We start from the raw sequence: 16,409 nt of genomic DNA on the forward strand, positions 1-16,409 counted from the left end.
CCGACACTGACACCGTTCGTCCCTAGCGAAGTCGAAGGACAGGCCAACCCCCCTTTCCTCTCGACTCGAATCGCCCCCGTCTGTCACAGCGTAGCGATGGCGTTCTGGACCTATATTCTGCGGTGCGCCGATGGCCGACACGATACCGGCCATACCGACAACCTCGACGGCCGGATCGCGGAGCATGACGCTGGCGGATATTGCGACGTCACAGCACGCCGCCAGCCAGCGATGCCGGTTTGCTTCCAAGATTTCCCGACACGGATCGAGGCGCTCGAAGCCGAACTCTCCATCAGTCCGTGGGCGCGCAAGAAGAAAGAGGCGCTGATCGCCGGTGATTGGGCCGCGCTGTCCTACTGGGCAAAGCCCCCCGCTGAGCGTCGCTCGACGTCGCTCGGGACGAACGGCGGGCAGGATGAGGCGGTGTCGAACCATCTGTTCGTCCCGAGCAAAGTCGAGGGGCCGTCTTACCCATGACCCTCACGCCCCAATTCCTCGACGAACTCCGCACTCGCACGCTCCTCTCGTCGCTCATCGGCAAGACCACGAAGCTGCAAAAGGCCGGCCGCGAGTTTCGCGCCTGCTGCCCGTTCCACAACGAAAAGTCGCCAAGCTTCTACGTCAACGACGACAAGGGCTTCTATCACTGCTTCGGGTGCGGGGCGCATGGCGACGCCATCCGCTGGCTGACCGACAACCGGGGCCTGCCGTTCATGGATGCGGTGAAGGAACTTGCCCAGGCCGCGGGCATGGAGCTGCCGGCGCTCGATCGTCGTGCCGCGGCGAAGGCGGAAAAGGCGAAGGGGCTGCACGAGGCGATGGCGGACGCCGCCACGTGGTTCACCGAGCAGCTCCACGGCATCGCCGGCACCGAAGCGCGCGCGGCGTTGGAGGCCCGCGGGATCCGGGCCGAAACGGCGCGGACGTTCGGCCTTGGCTTCTCCCCCGATTCGCGCGGCAAGCTGAAGGATGCCCTGAAAGGCTACGGCGACGCGATGTTGGTCGAGGCCGGTCTGCTGATCGCTGTCGACGACAAGACGCCCTACGACCGCTTCCGCGGACGGTTGATGATTCCGATCCGCGATCCGCGCGGGCGGACGATCGCGTTCGGCGGGCGCATCATCGGCCAGGGTGAGCCGAAATATCTCAACTCGCCGGAGACGCCGCTCTTCGACAAGGGGCGCACGCTCTACAATCTAGACCGCGCCCTGCCCGCCGCCCGCAAGTCCGAGCGGGTCATCGCGGTCGAGGGCTATATGGATGTCATCGCACTCGCCCAAGCCGGGTTCGAGGAAGCCGTCGCGCCGCTCGGAACCGCGCTGACGGAGCACCAGCTCGAACGGCTGTGGCGAATTGCGGACGTACCGATCCTGTGCTTCGACGGCGATGCGGCCGGGCAGAAGGCGGCGATGCGTGCGGCGATGCGTGCGCTGCCGATGCTCGCGCCAGGGCGCAGCCTGTGCTTTGTCACGATCCCCGACGGACAGGACCCGGACGATCTCGTCCGTGCGAAGGGGCCGGCGGCATTCGACGCCTTGCTGCGCCAGAGCGAGCCTCTGGTCGACCGTTTGTGGACGCACGAGCTGAACGCCGAACCGCTCGATACGCCGGAGCAGCGGGCCGGGCTGAAACGACGACTCGGCGATTTGGCGCAGGCGATCCAGGATCGCAGCGTCGCCGAGGAATATCGCGCCGAGTTCCGGCGCCGTTTCGACGCGCATTTCGCGCCTGCCCCGCGCAGCTTCACCCCGCGCGCGCCGCGCAGGCCCGGTCAGAAATGGACGCCCCCGCCCGAGCCCCCCTCCTCCACGGCTCGCGCGGTCGGCACCACGGGGATCGACCGAGTGCTCGCCAAGGCAATCATCGCCGGTCTCATTCGTCATCCGGCCGAGATCGCCCGTCACATGGAGGTTCTCAGCAGCCTGCGCCTCGCCGACGGCGCGCTCGGTCGGCTGTTCGAAGCGGTCGTCGATGTCGCGCTGGAAGACCGTGCGCTTGATAGCGCGGGGCTTGTCACCATATTGGCCCGGTCGGGTTTCGATTCGATGGCGAGCGAACTGCTTCGCGCCGATACCGTGCGGTTCAGCTTCACGAGCCGCGATGCGGACGAGGAGCAGGCCCGCGCCGACCTGGACGAGGCGATCGCGGTGCTCGCAGCGCGTCCTGCGGTCGATGCGGCACTGGCGCAGGCGACCGCCGCGGTGGCGGATCGCTTCACCGACGAAGCGTTCGCGCGGCAGGTGGCGTTGGTAAAAGAACGACAGGCACTCGAAGCACGACTTGCAAATCTCATGCTCGATGACAAAGAGCAGACTTGAGTATCCCGAGGGTAATTGATGGCTAAGTCCAACGGCGGCGGCAACAGCGGCGGCGACGATATGACGATCGACACGGGCGACGCGCCGCTGATCGACCTGAACGAAGGGTCGCTGAAGAAGCTCGTCGCGCGCGCGAAAAAGCGCGGGTACATCACCGTCGACCAGCTGAACGAAATGCTCCCACAGGACCAGATGTCCAGCGAGCAGATCGAAGACGTCATGTCGGCGTTGAACGACATGGGCATCAACGTCGTCGAGAATGAAGACGCCGGCGAGGATGAGCAGCAGGAGGAGGATTCCTCCGACGAGACGGAAGCGTCGGATGACGGCACCGATGGCAGCCAGACCTTCGAAGTCGCGAAGAAGAAGGAAACGGTCGATCGTACCGACGATCCCGTCCGCATGTACTTGCGCGAGATGGGGGCGGTCGAGCTGCTGTCGCGCGAGGGCGAGATCGCGATCGCGAAGCGGATCGAGGCCGGCCGCGACACGATGATCCTGGGGCTGTGCGAATCGCCGATCACCTTCAATGCCATCATCGGGTGGTCGACTGCGCTTAACGAAGGGACGATGCAGCTGCGCGAGATTCTGGATCTCGACGCCATGCTGTCGAAGGGCCCGTCGGCCGAGCAGGTCGAGGGCGCCGAGGAAGACGACAGCGGCGAGATCAGCGAGAAGACCGCCGGCGCCAGCTTCAAGGACGAGGAAGAGCCCGAAGAGGCGTCCGCGGACGAAGACGACGACATGACCGAGCGCCGCGCGCCGCGCCCCAGCGACGACGAGGACGAGGACAATACGCTCAGCCTCGCGCAGATGGAGGAGACGCTCAAGCCGCAGGCGCTGGAGAAGTTCGCCAACATCACCGCGATCTACAAGAAGTTCGCGAAGGTCCAGGAACAGCGCCTGGAAGCGATGGGCGCGGGCGGCGAACTGTCGTCGGCGGACGAGCGCAAGTATCACAAGCTGCGCGAAGACCTGACCGCGGAGGTCGAGAGCGTCCAGTTCCACCAGGCGAAGATCGAATATCTCGTCGACCAGCTCTACAGCTTCAATCGCCGGCTGACGGCGCTGGGCGGCCAGATGCTGCGGCTCGCCGAGCGCCACAAGGTGCCGCGCAAGGCGTTCCTCGACGCCTATGTCGACCATGAACTCGACGAGAATTTCCTGGCGGCAAACGCCAAGAACGACAAGAAATGGGCGGCGTTCGCGGCCAACGAAGCCGGCGCGGTCGATCGCATTCGCACCGAAATCGCGGAAATCGCACAGCAGACCGGCATGGCGCTGAGCGAATTCCGCCGCATCGTGAACATGGTGCAGAAGGGCGAGCGCGAGGCGCGGATCGCGAAGAAGGAGATGGTCGAGGCCAACCTGCGCCTCGTGATCTCGATCGCCAAGAAGTACACCAATCGCGGGCTGCAGTTCCTGGACCTGATCCAGGAAGGCAACATCGGCCTGATGAAGGCGGTGGACAAGTTCGAGTACCGCCGCGGCTACAAGTTCTCGACCTATGCGACGTGGTGGATCCGCCAGGCGATCACCCGCTCGATCGCCGACCAGGCGCGCACGATCCGCATCCCGGTCCATATGATCGAGACGATCAACAAACTGGTCCGTACCAGCCGCCAGTTCCTCCACGAGCAGGGTCGCGAGCCGACGCCCGAGGAGATGGCCGAGCGCCTGAGCATGCCGCTCGAGAAGGTGCGCAAGGTGATGAAGATCGCCAAGGAGCCGATCAGCCTCGAAACGCCGATCGGCGACGAGGAAGACAGCCACCTGGGCGACTTCATCGAAGACAAGAATGCGGTCATTCCGGTCGATGCGGCGATCCAGGCGAATCTGAAGGAAACGGTGACCCGGGTGCTTGCCAGCCTGACGCCGCGCGAAGAGCGCGTGCTGCGCATGCGCTTCGGCATCGGCATGAACACCGACCACACGCTGGAGGAGGTCGGCCAGCAGTTCAGCGTGACGCGCGAACGTATCCGTCAGATCGAGGCGAAGGCGCTGCGCAAGCTGAAACACCCCAGCCGAAGCCGCAAGATGCGGTCTTTCCTCGACCAATAAGACAAGGCCCGGGCAACCCCCGGGCCTTTTTTATCGAGAACGGACCCGTAAAGACGCGGCCGGCCGAAATCACGCTCGCTGACGCAATCAGTCAACGTCGATCGTTCCCGCGATCGATTTTAACATTAGTTAATCAAAGATTGGTCGCTAAATGGATCATTCTTTTGGGGAAATCCTTTGCGATTAAAGTAACGTGGCCCTCATCGGATCGTCCCACAGGCAGGCGTCGGAGATTATGGAAGCTGTCACTGCGTCCGACCTCGTCCGCCACTTCGGCGCCTGGCGCGATCGGGCAATGAACCAGCCCGTCTATATCCATCACCATGGTCGCCCGAAGCTGGTGCTGACCTCTGTCGATTTCCTCGAACGCCTCGTTTCGTCACGCGATCAGGACAAACCGGATCGTGACGGCCTGGCGACCCTGCTCGACATGATGGATTCGATCGTTCTGGTCACCGATCCTGACCTGTGCCTGATCGGCGTCAGTCCGCCGGCGCGCCACCTGCTGGGTCGGGTCGACTGGCGCGGCAAGACGCTGAACGATATCCTGCCCGACGAAGTGCGCCCGTTCCTGCTCAGCGCAGTCGAAGCGGCACGGGCCGGCGGCGTCCCCGAACGCCTGCAACTCCGCCTGGGACGCGATGGCAGCCGTCGGGTCGATGTTTCGATCGAACCGTACGACGGCGGTGTCTGCATCGTCGGTCACGACCGCACGGCCCAGGAAATTCAGTCGTTGGCACGGGCGCGGATGCAGGCGATCGACGATATGGTCGGTCTGCTCGGTAATGTCGCGTGGCTGCAGATCAATCTGCGTGGATACATCGTCGACGCGTCCACGTCGTTCGAGCGCATGTCGGGGCTGGTCGCGGCCGCTTACCGCAGCGTACGATTGCCGACCTTGTTCGACCTGCCGACCCGCGTCGGCGTCGGCGATACGCTGGAACGCGCGATCGACACCATGTCGGCCCATGCGGTTCGCGCGCGTCTCGTCGCGCAAGGGGGCACCATGATTCCGGTACGGATCGCCTTTTCAGGGGAGCTCCTGCGCGTGTCGGGCGATGCCGTTCTTGCCACGCTATCGATCGATCCCGTGTCGACGCACGCGGAATAATCGTCGATTACCGTAGTTAAGTCGTCATCAACCGCATCTTTACGCGGTTCGGTATAGGCTTTGCCCGAAGACAGAACCGACCGGCGCCGGCCGGGAATTTCTGACGGAGTGGTAACGGTCGATGGTTTTCGCGACGACGCAAGGCGACAGGTCGAGTGACGCATGGAATGCGCTTGCGGGCTTGGTCGAAAACGACGGCAGCGCCCGCGAAGGCTTTGCCGCGTCGCTGCGGCGCCCCGATGCCCCCGCGCGCGATCTCGCCGATGCGGTCCATTGCCTGTGCTTGCTCCATGGCCGCCAGCCCGGCGTGATCGATTCGACGGCCGCGCGCCCCGTTTCCGATGCCGCGGTTGAATGGCTCGACGGGGCGACGGCCGCCTTTGCCGAAGAGCGGGCAAGCCTGGTCCGCCTCGTCGCAGCGGTTGGCCCGCTGCCAAGCACACCCGGCCAAGCCGAAACCGAAGCCGCCATCACCGCGCAGCGCCACGCCCTCGACATGCTGGCTACGTCCGACCGCAAGGGCTGCCCGATCGGCGCGTCTTTGGCGCTGGTGCTCGATTGGGCGGCGATCCGCGGCGTGCTCGACACCACAGCGGCACGGGTCGGCATCGACATCGCGCCGTCTGCCCTGCCCTCGCGGACTGAAACGGCCGCGCTGATCGGCGCGATCGCCGGCACTGCCCCCTTCGACCGTGCGCTGCTGTTCGGGGCGCAGCAACTGCTCGCCCAGCATCATGCGCTATGGCAATTGCTCGAGGCGCGCGCGGAGGCTCGCAACGCAGGCTAGGGTCGGTATTCGATCAGGACGGGGATCGTGAACGCCCGCAGGTAGACGCTGGCAAGGAGTGCAGCGCAGCAGGTAGCAGTGCCACCTGCAAGAAAGCGACGCCGTCCAGCACCCTCCTGCAGGCGACCGCGAAGCGGCGGGCCGATCTTGACCCAGGGACGGCGTCGCGAGCCACAATCCCCTGGGGTCACGATGCATCAGCATCGCTCCCCTCCTCGCGTCTTGCCCTGAACCAAAATCGGCTCCGTCACGACCCCGTCCTGATCGAGTACAGACCCTAAGCACTGGCCCTTGGCGCGTCGCGGACGACCCGCTACGCATGCGCCATGCGTTTCGAAGGCACTCAAAATTATGTGGCGACCGACGACCTGAAGGTCGCGGTCAATGCCGCCGTCACCCTCCGCCGTCCGCTTCTGGTCAAGGGCGAGCCCGGCACCGGCAAAACGGTGCTGGCGCAGGAGATCGCAAAGGCCGTCGGCGCTCCGCTGATCGAATGGAACGTCAAATCGACGACCAAGGCGCAACAGGGCCTGTACGAATATGACGCGGTCGCCCGCCTTCGCGACGGCCAACTGGGTGACCCACGGGTCCATGACATCGGCAATTACATCCGTCGCGGCAAATTGTGGGAAGCCTTCACCAGCCCCACCCTGCCCGTCCTGCTGATCGACGAGATTGACAAGGCCGACATCGAATTTCCGAACGATCTGCTCCAGGAACTCGATCGGATGGAGTTCCACGTCTACGAGACCAAGGAAACGGTGCGCGCCGTCGACCGCCCGATCGTCGTGATCACGTCGAACAATGAAAAGGAGTTGCCCGACGCTTTCCTGCGGCGGTGCTTCTTCCACTATATCAAATTCCCCGATCGCGAGACGATGCAGGCGATCGTCGATGTCCATTTTCCCGGCATCCAGAAGCTGCTCGTGACCCGCGCGATGGACGTCTTCTACGAACTGCGCGAGGTGCCCGGTCTGAAGAAAAAGCCCAGCACGTCCGAACTGCTTGATTGGCTGAAGTTGCTGCTGCACGAGGACATGCCCCTGGAGGTGCTGCAGAACCGCGATCCGACGAAGGCGATCCCGCCGCTGCATGGCGCGCTGTTGAAGAACGAGCAGGACGTAATGCTGTTCGAACGGTTGGCCTTCATGGCCCGGCGTCAGGGGCGATGACCTTTCGACACGATACGGTAAGCCACGGTAACTGAATGGAAACCGCGACGCGGACATATCATCCGCGATGTTCGACGGTGCGTTCAAGCGAATCGGGATCGGTCTGGCGCTGCTGACAGCGCCGGTTCCCGCGACAGCCTCCATCCTCGATTATGTCGGCCAGTGCGTGCCCTTCGCCCGTGCCGCGTCGGGTATCCAGATCTTCGGTGATGCCTGGACGTGGTGGGATCAGGCCAAGGGCCGCTATCCCCGCGGACACGAGCCGCGTGTCGGGGCTGTCGTGGCTTTTGCCCGCTCCGACAAGCTGCGCCTCGGCCATGTCGCGGTCGTCAGCCGTGTGGTCGAGCCACGCGTGCTGATGTTGACCCACGCCAACTGGTCTCGTCAGGACGGGCGGCGCGGCTTCGTCGAACAGGATGTGACGTTGTTCGACGTCTCGCCGGGTAACGACTGGTCGCAGGTGCGCGTCTGGTACAAGGGCGTGACCGGCCTCGGCGGCTCCACCTACGCAGTCCACGGCTTCATCTACGGCCCGAAGGGGGCAACCACGCCGGAGTTGAGCGGCAGTCGCCCGGACTATGTCGGATCGCTGATCGACGCCTACGGCGGCTGATGCGCGGATTGACGCGGCGTTAACCACGCAGGCCATAGCGTCGACCACGATGGAGACAGTGCCCGCCCCCAGTCTTACGCGCCGGGAATGGACGATCGTCCTGGCCCTGGCCGCCGGCGCACTCGTGCTGCGGATCGCGATGGGACAAGGGGCCCTATGGCTGGACGAGGCCTGGTCGGCGATGCACGCACAGGCGGCGCACACCCCGCTCGGCGTGTTCCTCGGCATCAATCACGACAATAATCATCATCTGAACAGCCTGTGGATGCAATGGGTCGGGATCGACGCCCCGCCCGTGCTCCAGCGTGCGCTTGCTATCGTCACGAGCACGGCGACGGTCGTTGTCGCCGCGATGCTCGCGCGTCGGGACAGTTGGCCGGCGGCGCTGGTCGCCGCGACGATCTTCGCGGTGTCGCCGTTCTTTGCACATTATGGGTCGGAGGCGCGCGGCTATGCCCCGATGATGCTCGCGCTGCTGATGGTCCTCCTGCGAACCCAGCATTGGTTGGACGGCGGGATGCGGCCAACGGCGGCGCTCGTCCTCTGGAGCGTGATCGGCGTCTTGTCGCAGCTGACGATGGTCGTCGGTCTGGTCGCAGTCACGGGGTGGGCGCTTATGACGCTGGCGCGGCGCATGCCGTTCCGGACAGCAGTTGCCGAGACCGCGCGGACATTTGCCCCCGCGGCGATCGCCGGCGCGCTCGTGCTGGGCGGCATCCTGCTGGCAGCCAAGCTGAATTCCGGCGGGATGCGCTTCGGCGCCTATCTCGCCTATACCGGCCATGACCAGTTGCGCGCGCTGTTCTCGATCACCGGATACACGATCGCTAATCCCGTGATTGCTGCCTGGCCCGCCCTCGCCCTGCTCGTGGTCCTCATGCTTGCGACCCGCCAACGCAGTCCGCGCGTTGCCTTTTACTGGCTGGCGCTGGTCGCGTTTCCCGCGGCCGTGGCGGTGCTCCAGCCGGGCAATCCGGGTCATGCCCGCTATTATGCGCTGATGGCGGTCGCGATCGCGCTGATGCTGAGTGATGTCGCGGGCACCTGGATTCGCACGGGCGGTCGGCGGCGCGTGGCAGCGCTTACCGCCGTGGCGCTGCTGGTCGGGGCTAGTCTGATCGAGGACGCGCGGCTGATCCGCAACCAGCGCGGCGATCCCGGACGGGCCATTGTCGCGATGCGACAGGTCGCGCCGCGCGGAACCGGCATTCTCGTCGATCGGCAAAGCGCCGTGCCGGTCGTCACCGCCGCCGCTCTGGTCCACCAATATCCTCTGCGAATTACCCGGCAGGACTGTTCGGGCGCGCCTTTCCTCTTCATCGATCGCTACGACGACGAGGCGTTTCCCGAGATCGAGCGGCGCTGCGGGCGCGTCTATGTCCCCTTCGCCACCCTGCGGGCAGTCGGCATGACCAATTTTCACTGGCGGCTGTTCCGCCTGCGCTAGACCGTCGCGCAGGCTTGCGTCGGCGGCGACCCACGGCCACAACGCCCACCATGTTCCTCGCCTTTCTGGACGAACTGCGTGCCGCCGGTATTCCGGCGAGCCTGAAGGAGCATCTGCTGCTGCTCGAAGCGCTCGACCGTGACGTGATCGAGCAGACACCAGAGGCGTTCTACTATCTCGCCCGCGCGACCTTCGTGAAGGACGAAGGCCTTCTCGACCGGTTCGACCAGGTCTTCGCCAAGGTATTCCGCGGTATCGCCACCAGCTCCGGCGTGCAGGGTGCCGACATTCCCGAAGACTGGCTGAAGGCCGTCGCCGAGAAATTCCTGAGCCCCGAGGAGATGGCGAAGATCGAATCGCTCGGCTCGTGGGACGAGATCATGGAGACTCTGAAGAAGCGGCTCGAGGAACAACAGGGGCGCCACCAGGGCGGCAACAAGTGGATCGGCACGGGCGGGACGTCGCCCTACGGCAACTCGGGCTACAACCCGGAGGGCGTCCGCATCGGCGGGGAGAGCCGGCACAAGCGCGCGATCAAGGTCTGGGACCAGCGCGAGTTCCGGAATCTCGACAGCACGCGCGAGCTGGGAACGCGCAACATCAAGGTGGCGCTACGCCGCCTGCGCCGCTTCGCGCGCGAAGGCGCGGCCGATGAGCTGGATATCGACGGCACGATCGAGGGGACCGCGAAACAGGGTTGGCTCGACGTCCGCATGCGGCCGGAACGCCACAATGCGGTGAAGCTGTTGCTGTTTCTCGACGTCGGCGGATCGATGGATCCATTCATCAAGCTCTGCGAAGAGCTATTCTCCGCCGCGACGTCGGAGTTCAAGAACCTCGAATTCTTCTACTTCCACAATTGCCTGTACGAAGGCGTGTGGAAGGATAATCGTCGCCGCTTCACCGAACGCACGCCGACCTGGGACGTGCTCCACAAATTCGGGCATGACTACAAGGTCGTGCTGGTCGGTGACGCGGCAATGAGCCCGTATGAGATCACCCACCCCGGGGGGTCGGTGGAACATATGAACGAGGAAGCCGGCGCCGTCTGGCTGAAGCGGCTGACGAACACCTATCCCGCGACGATCTGGCTAAATCCGTCGCCGGAGGATCATTGGGGCTATTCGCAATCGACCCGAATCATCCGGGAGCTGCTGAACGACCGCATGTACCCCCTGACGCTTGCGGGGCTCGACGCGGCGATGCGCGAGCTGGTCCGCAAGAACTAAAGGCGCTCGACGGCCCGGCGCAGCTTGCGCAGCGTTTCGGCGTCGCCCGCCGGCGCGTTCGCGGCGTCGCCGGCCAATGCCATCAGCCGCACGGCGCCGAAGCTGGCGGCCAGCCCCTTCAGGCGCAGGGCTTGATCGATCCACTGCGCGCTGCCGTCGGCGCGCGTCATCGCGGTCACGCCCGCCTTTGCGCTGTCGAGAAAGACTTCGCGCAGCTCCGCGATCAGCGCGGGGTCGTCGCCGACTGCGGCGGCCAGCGTCGCGTCGATTGCTCCGGGGTCATATGCCATGGCCGGAAAGCTACGGGCGGCATGTTTAAGGCGAGGTTGCCGCAGCCCCCTGTCACGCGGCGCATTTCGTGATAGGTGTCCCATTTATGAACGGGGGTTCGCGCATCATCGGTCTGCGTCCGGCGACGGACGAGGAACTGGCTCAGGATTTTCCGGCCTTGGCGACACAGGAGACGGGGCTGGACGAGGATCCCTATATCGCGCTGTACGAACCCGACACGCCGCGCTTCACCTGGGCGCTGCCGGTGCTGGGCGGACTGGTATCGGTCGGCTGGGTCGGCGCAATGCTGTGGTTCGCGCGTGACGCCTTTCCGCTACCGCCGGTCGCGTTCGTCCAGTTCGCCGCAGCTCTGTGCGTCGTGCCGACACTGGTCGCCGTGCTGTGCCTGCTCGCGTTGCGGACGAGCCGCGCAGAGGCGCATCGCTTCGGCGCCACGGCACGCGCGATGCGGGCGGAAGCCGCCAACCTCGAGCGTACCGTAGCCAGTCTTGGGGATCGCATAGCCGCAAACCGCGAATCGCTCGTCGAACAGGCGACGATCCTGTCGCAGATCGGCGATGTCGCGTCCGATCGGCTCCGCTCGCTGGGCGGTCAGATCACCGCCGAGGCGCAGCTCCTCGAAAATCTGTGCGGCACCATCACCCAGGCGTCGTCCAACGCCGAACGCGCCCTGGCCAATGTCTTCGACGCGCTGCCCAAGGCGCATGCCGAATGGACCGGCATGGCGCAGTCGATCGAGGCGGTCGGGCTGAACGCCTCCACCCACGCTGCCGCGCTCGACACGCAATTGTCGGCCCTCGCCGAGCGCGGTCGCAGCGCGGAAGAGATCGCGTCCGGCGCAGCCGCCCGACTGGCGGCGCATGTGCAACGCACCGAAAGCGCGACCGAGGCGGCGGCCCAGCGGCTCGATACCGCAGCCGCACAGATGGGCGATTCGGTCGACGCCGTGCTCGAACGGGCGGCCGAAGCGATCGACGAAGCCCGCAAGGGCATCGCGGCGCAGGGCGAGGCAATGCTGGCGATGATCGCCGCCAGCCAGGCCGCGCTGGAAAAGACGGGTCGCGACGGGGCCGACGCGCTGCAATCGCGGCTGCAGGACGTCGAGGGAGTCGTCGTCCGCATCTCCGAGAAGCTGGGTGCCGAGCGTCACGAGAGCGACGCCCTGTTCGAAACGCTGGTACTGAACGTCGACGGCGCGACCGAGCAGCTCGATCGGATGCATAGCGAGGGGATGGCCAAGAGCCAGGCTCTGGCCGCGTCGATCAGCGCGCTGACCGTGTCGACCGAGGCAATGCGCGAGACGATGCGCGTCGGCGATGCGACCGCGCGGACGCTGATCGGCACGACCGAAGAGCTGCTGACCGCACTCGATGCTTCGTCGCGCGAGCTCGACGAAACCCTGCCCGACGCGATCGCGCGGCTCGACCAGCGCATTGTCGAGACGCGGCGCCTGGTCGGCGCGGCAAAGCCCGAACTGCTGGCGCTGGTGACCGCGGCCGAGAGCACGCATGTCGCGGTGGAGGCCGTCAATGCGCTGGTCACGACCGAACGCGAGAAGCTGGCGGAGATCACCGCGACGCTGACCGAAGCTCTCGACATCGGGCAGGACAAGGCGCTGACGATGGACAGCGTCGTCGGCGACGCCATCGCCAAGACCCGCCGCTTTGCCGAAGACGCCGCGCCGCAACTGGTCGAAGCGCTCGGCCGGATTCGCGAAACCGCCGATCGCGCCGCCGACAGCGCGCGTGCGGTATTGACCGGGGTCATTCCGGAAGCCGCGACCGCGATCGAACGCGCCAGCGCCGATGCGGTCCGCCAGGCCTTTGCACGCGCCCTGCCCCAACCGCTTGCCGAACTGCGCGACGCGTCGGAAGGCGCGGTCGAGGCGGCAACCCGCGCGTCGGAACGCCTGTCGCAGCAGTTGATGACGATCGCCGAATCGACCGCGACGATCGAGGCGCGGATCGATGCCGAGCGAGCCGAGCGCGAGGCGAGCAATCAGGACAATTTCGCGCGCCGGGTGTCGTTGCTGATCGAGGCACTCAATTCCTCGTCGATCGACATCACGAAGACCTTCTCTCACGAAGTCTCCGACAGCGCCTGGTCGGCCTATCTGAAGGGTGACCGCGGCGTCTTCACCCGCCGCGCGGTGCGCCTTCTCGATGCCGGCGAGGCCCGGGAGATTGCGCGACTGCATCAGGAAGACCCCGAGTTTCGCGAGCACGTCAATCGCTACATCCACGATTTCGAGGCGATGTTGCGCCAGATTCTGACCCAGCGCGACGGATCGCCGCTGGGCGTGACGTTGCTGTCGTCCGACATGGGCAAATTGTACGTCGCGCTGGCCCAGGCGATCGAGCGGTTGCGGGCTTAAGGGTTCCCGCCAGCGCCCCATAGCTGGTTATCGCGAGGGAAGTCGCGGGATGTGGCATCGCCGGCCAGTCCCGCATCCACATGCGGAAAGAGCCGGACTGAGGTAGAAGCGCAGTCGAGCGCAGACCGCGAAACGATAATCGACGCCGGTCTGCGAGACGCGTTTACAGCGCCGCCAGCGCCTTTTCGATACCGTCCATCGTGAACGGCTTGGCCAACACCGGCCTGCCCTTATGCGCGTCCGCGATCGCGCCGTCGCCGCCGCCGGTCGCCAGCACGAACGGAACACCCGCTTCGGCCAGGGCATCGGCCACCGGCCAGCTCTGCTCACCGCCGCGCAGGTTCACGTCGAGGATCGCGGCATCGATGCCGCCGGCCTGTACCAGCTCCAATGCCGCCGGCACGCTTTCGGCGGTGCCGGCAACGTCCTTGTCCAGGGCATCGAGGAAATCCTCGAGCATCATGGCAATCAGGGGCTCGTCTTCGACGATCAGGATACGCGAACGGTCTGACATTCCTCGCCCATATGCGAAGCTTTCGCTTTCGGCCAAGCGCTATTTGCTAGCCAGGGCGTCACGGACCGCTTCACCAAGCTGCTGCACCGAGAACGGCTTGGGGAGGAAGGCGACATTGTCGAGGTCGATCGACTTGCGCAGTTGCTCCTCCGCATAACCCGACATGAACAGGATCGGCACGTCAGGGAAGCGTGCCCGCACCCGCCGCGCCATCGTCGGGCCGTCCATCGACGGCATGACGACGTCGGACACGAGAAGGTCGGGGGCGGGCCCGTCGCCCAGCACGTCCAACGCGACTTCGCCGTTTTCGGCCGTCCGCACGGTATAGCCCTGGCGGGTCAGCGCGCGTTCGGCAACCGCGCGGACCATGTCCTCGTCCTCGACCAGCAGGATGGAACCCGACCCCCAGGTCTCGCCTGTCTTGGGCTTGCTCGCGACTTTCTGCGGGACCACACCGTTCGCTGCCGAATGGACCGGCAGGTAGATGATGAACGAGGCTCCGCCCTTCGGAACATTCTCGGCAAAAATATATCCGCCCGACTGTTTGACGATGCCGTAGACGGTCGAAAGACCGAGCCCGGTGCCTTTGCCCACTTCCTTCGTGGTGAAGAACGGCTCGAAAATCTTGGGCAGCACGTCCGCGGGAATGCCGGTGCCGGTGTCGGTAATGCGAAGCGCGGTATAGTCGCCGACCGGCAGCACGTCATGGTTGAGCCGGCGCGTCTCCGCTGCACTCACCGATAGCGTCTCGATCGTCAGCACGCCGCCGCCATTGGGATGGCTCGCCAGCATCGCATCGCGCGCGTTGACCGCAAGGTTTACGACGACCTGTTCGAGTTGCCCCGGATCGGCGCGCACCGGGCCCAGGTTGCGACCGTGCTGCACGACCAGCTCCAGCGTCTCGCCGAGGAGCCGCTTGAGCAGGTTCGACACTTCCGAAATCACGTCGGGCAGCTGCAATACCTGCGGCCGCAACGTCTGTTGCCGCGAAAAGGCGAGCAATTGGCGGGTCAGGCCGGCGGCGCGGTTCGAATTGGTCTTGATCTGCTGGATATCGTCATAGTCGCTGTCGCCGGGGGTATGGCGCATCAGCATAAGGTCACAGTGGCCGATGATCGCGGTCAGGATGTTGTTGAAATCATGCGCGACACCGCCCGCCAGCTGGCCGACCGCCTGCATCTTCGTCGCCTGCGCAACCTGATGCTTCAGCCGGCCTTCCTCGCTATTGTCCTTGATCGCCATCAGCACTGCGGCGTCGCCCAAGCCCCGCGCACCGGTCAGTGAAATCTGGACCGGTTCGTCGGGTCGCTCGGCAAAGCGGACCGGCAATTGGGTCGCATAGCCCCCGCCCCCGCCGAACCGGCGGATCGCATCGGCCAGCGCCCCCTTGTCTTCACGTACGACCAGGTCGCCGGGATAGAGCGGCGGCGCGGCGGCATCGACCGCCGCGGCGCGCTGGAACGCGTCGTTCATGTGCACGAACCGCCCGTCGCGGTCGACCAGCGCGAGCGGCACCGGCAGCAGCGCGACCAGGCTGCGGACGTGGCTTGCCGCACTCGAACCGATCGCCGGCACCGGGATTGGCGCCTCCTCGTCGAGCAACGCCACGAGCATCGGCGCATCGTCGGTGTCGAGCAGCGGCAGCTGAAGCACGCGCAGCGGGTTGCCCGACAGCCCTTCCCGCTCGAACCGCACGAGGCCGGCGGCGTCGGTGATCAGGAAACGCGCGAAATCCCGGCCCTCGATCGCCCCCTCGTCATGCCCCATCGCACGCGTGCGCAGCACACGATTGGCGATGCGGACACGGCCGTCCGGGGACAGCAATGCCGCCATGATTCCTGCCTCGCCGAGCCGATCGCCCTCCGGCCCCGCCAGCAGCGCGCTGGTCGTGGCGAGGACGTCGGCGCTGTCGCGCGCGGCAAAGCGCCAAAGCAGCATCGTGTCGCCGATCCGGCGGATCGTCACGTCGACCCGGATACCGTTGACCAGAAGCGTGGTAACGGCGTCACCATCGCGCCAGGCGGCGCGTCCGGCACTGCCCAGCCGCTCGGTCTCGGCAGCATCCACCGGCAGATTCGGCGGCGTGGGATAGCCGCGAAACAGCTGATCGTAGCGATCGTTAGCGCACGCCAGGCGCCCGGCGCGGTCGGTCAGCGCGACCGCATCGGCGGCGATAGATGCGATGGCATTGGCGACGGTCCAATCGGGCTCTGCCGCCTGTGCCGGCTTCGGCGGGAACAGCAGCCGGATCGCGATCGCGCCGGCGCCGATCACCAGCGCCGCTGCGCCGAAGCCTGCCGCGACGACGGGCAGGCCGACCAGCCAGAGGATCAGCAGCGCAGCCGCAAGGCCGCACGTCGCCGCAATGGCGATGATCCGCCAATGGGACGGGACGGCGGGGACGGAAACATCGGCGATGGAGGCCATCCCTCTCCCATGTCCGTCCCCTGCCCCGAGCGTCAAGGGCCGCGCACGCCGCACGGCCCTCAACG

Annotated in this window: 13 protein-coding genes; 10 read left to right on the plus strand and 3 right to left on the minus strand. The window is 65.8% G+C overall.

Annotated elements, in window-relative coordinates; genetic code table 11:
- The first annotated feature begins 96 nt into the window (after positions 1-96).
- The 9 genes from JW805_08545 to JW805_08585 all read left to right on the plus strand — a co-directional run bounded on the left by JW805_08545 (position 97) and on the right by JW805_08585 (position 10,738).
- Entirely contained in the window at positions 97-477 is a 381-nt protein-coding gene (locus JW805_08545; protein ID MBN2972064.1) for a GIY-YIG nuclease family protein, read from the plus strand.
- Complete coding sequence (locus tag JW805_08550) at positions 474-2,318, plus strand: DNA primase (GenBank protein ID MBN2972065.1); 1,845 nt, start codon at positions 474-476, stop codon at positions 2,316-2,318. Before JW805_08545 ends, JW805_08550 begins: the two co-directional genes overlap by 4 nt.
- 60 nt (positions 2,319-2,378) lie before the next feature.
- Positions 2,379-4,379: an RNA polymerase sigma factor RpoD gene (gene rpoD, locus JW805_08555; protein ID MBN2972066.1), complete on the plus strand. Its 2,001-nt coding sequence runs from the start codon at positions 2,379-2,381 to the stop codon at positions 4,377-4,379.
- A gap of 235 nt (positions 4,380-4,614) precedes the next feature.
- Positions 4,615-5,490, plus strand: coding sequence for a PAS domain-containing protein (locus JW805_08560; GenBank protein MBN2972067.1), 876 nt, complete (start codon positions 4,615-4,617; stop codon positions 5,488-5,490).
- Positions 5,491-5,611: 121 nt separating this feature from the next.
- Positions 5,612-6,277: a hypothetical protein gene (locus JW805_08565; GenBank protein ID MBN2972068.1), complete on the plus strand. Its 666-nt coding sequence runs from the start codon at positions 5,612-5,614 to the stop codon at positions 6,275-6,277.
- 326 nt (positions 6,278-6,603) lie between these two features.
- Positions 6,604-7,449, plus strand: a complete 846-nt coding sequence (locus tag JW805_08570; protein ID MBN2972069.1) for a MoxR family ATPase — start codon at positions 6,604-6,606, stop codon at positions 7,447-7,449.
- A 67-nt stretch (positions 7,450-7,516) separates the two neighbouring features.
- The gene (locus JW805_08575; protein ID MBN2972070.1) at positions 7,517-8,062 is read left to right on the plus strand and encodes a CHAP domain-containing protein; all 546 of its coding nucleotides are present in this window, start codon (positions 7,517-7,519) and stop codon (positions 8,060-8,062) included.
- Positions 8,063-8,120: 58 nt separating this feature from the next.
- Positions 8,121-9,509 (plus strand): hypothetical protein, encoded by a 1,389-nt coding sequence (locus JW805_08580; GenBank protein ID MBN2972071.1) that lies wholly within the window; start codon positions 8,121-8,123, stop codon positions 9,507-9,509.
- 50 nt (positions 9,510-9,559) lie between these two features.
- Positions 9,560-10,738 (plus strand): VWA domain-containing protein, encoded by a 1,179-nt coding sequence (locus JW805_08585; protein ID MBN2972072.1) that lies wholly within the window; start codon positions 9,560-9,562, stop codon positions 10,736-10,738.
- On the opposite strand, the gene JW805_08590 is transcribed toward JW805_08585, so the two are convergent.
- The gene (locus JW805_08590; GenBank protein MBN2972073.1) at positions 10,735-11,028 is read right to left on the minus strand and encodes a hypothetical protein; all 294 of its coding nucleotides are present in this window, start codon (positions 11,026-11,028) and stop codon (positions 10,735-10,737) included. The two genes, JW805_08585 and JW805_08590, sit on opposite strands and share 4 nt — an antisense overlap.
- An 86-nt stretch (positions 11,029-11,114) precedes the next feature.
- Between JW805_08590 and JW805_08595 the strand changes: the two genes are divergently transcribed.
- A complete protein-coding gene (locus tag JW805_08595) occupies positions 11,115-13,403 on the plus strand; it encodes a hypothetical protein (GenBank protein ID MBN2972074.1) in 2,289 nt (762 codons plus the stop codon).
- Between the two features lie 163 nt (positions 13,404-13,566).
- On the opposite strand, the gene JW805_08600 is transcribed toward JW805_08595, so the two are convergent.
- Both JW805_08600 and JW805_08605 read right to left on the minus strand, forming a co-directional pair.
- Positions 13,567-13,917: a response regulator gene (locus JW805_08600; GenBank protein ID MBN2972075.1), complete on the minus strand. Its 351-nt coding sequence runs from the start codon at positions 13,915-13,917 to the stop codon at positions 13,567-13,569.
- 39 nt (positions 13,918-13,956) lie between these two features.
- Positions 13,957-16,344, minus strand: coding sequence for a response regulator (locus JW805_08605; GenBank protein MBN2972076.1), 2,388 nt, complete (start codon positions 16,342-16,344; stop codon positions 13,957-13,959).
- Positions 16,345-16,409 lie beyond the last annotated feature (65 nt).

This window comes from Roseomonas aeriglobus, assembly GCA_016937575.1.
In the GTDB taxonomy this organism is placed as follows: domain Bacteria; phylum Pseudomonadota; class Alphaproteobacteria; order Sphingomonadales; family Sphingomonadaceae; genus Sphingomonas; species Sphingomonas aerigloba.

Excerpts from the sequence above, each read along its gene's own strand:
- JW805_08605 (MBN2972076.1), bottom strand. The coding sequence starts at position 16,344 with ATGGCCTCCATCGCCGATGTTTCCGTCCCCGCCGTCCCGTCCCATTGG.
- JW805_08595 (MBN2972074.1), top strand. The coding sequence starts at position 11,115 with ATGAACGGGGGTTCGCGCATCATCGGTCTGCGTCCGGCGACGGACGAG.
- JW805_08590 (MBN2972073.1), bottom strand. The coding sequence starts at position 11,028 with ATGGCATATGACCCCGGAGCAATCGACGCGACGCTGGCCGCCGCAGTC.
- JW805_08560 (MBN2972067.1), top strand. The coding sequence starts at position 4,615 with ATGGAAGCTGTCACTGCGTCCGACCTCGTCCGCCACTTCGGCGCCTGG.
- JW805_08570 (MBN2972069.1), top strand. The coding sequence starts at position 6,604 with ATGCGTTTCGAAGGCACTCAAAATTATGTGGCGACCGACGACCTGAAG.
- JW805_08585 (MBN2972072.1), top strand. The coding sequence starts at position 9,560 with ATGTTCCTCGCCTTTCTGGACGAACTGCGTGCCGCCGGTATTCCGGCG.
- JW805_08600 (MBN2972075.1), bottom strand. The coding sequence starts at position 13,917 with ATGTCAGACCGTTCGCGTATCCTGATCGTCGAAGACGAGCCCCTGATT.
- JW805_08545 (MBN2972064.1), top strand. The coding sequence starts at position 97 with ATGGCGTTCTGGACCTATATTCTGCGGTGCGCCGATGGCCGACACGAT.
- rpoD (MBN2972066.1), top strand. The coding sequence starts at position 2,379 with ATGACGATCGACACGGGCGACGCGCCGCTGATCGACCTGAACGAAGGG.
- JW805_08550 (MBN2972065.1), top strand. The coding sequence starts at position 474 with ATGACCCTCACGCCCCAATTCCTCGACGAACTCCGCACTCGCACGCTC.
- JW805_08565 (MBN2972068.1), top strand. The coding sequence starts at position 5,612 with ATGGTTTTCGCGACGACGCAAGGCGACAGGTCGAGTGACGCATGGAAT.
- JW805_08575 (MBN2972070.1), top strand. The coding sequence starts at position 7,517 with ATGTTCGACGGTGCGTTCAAGCGAATCGGGATCGGTCTGGCGCTGCTG.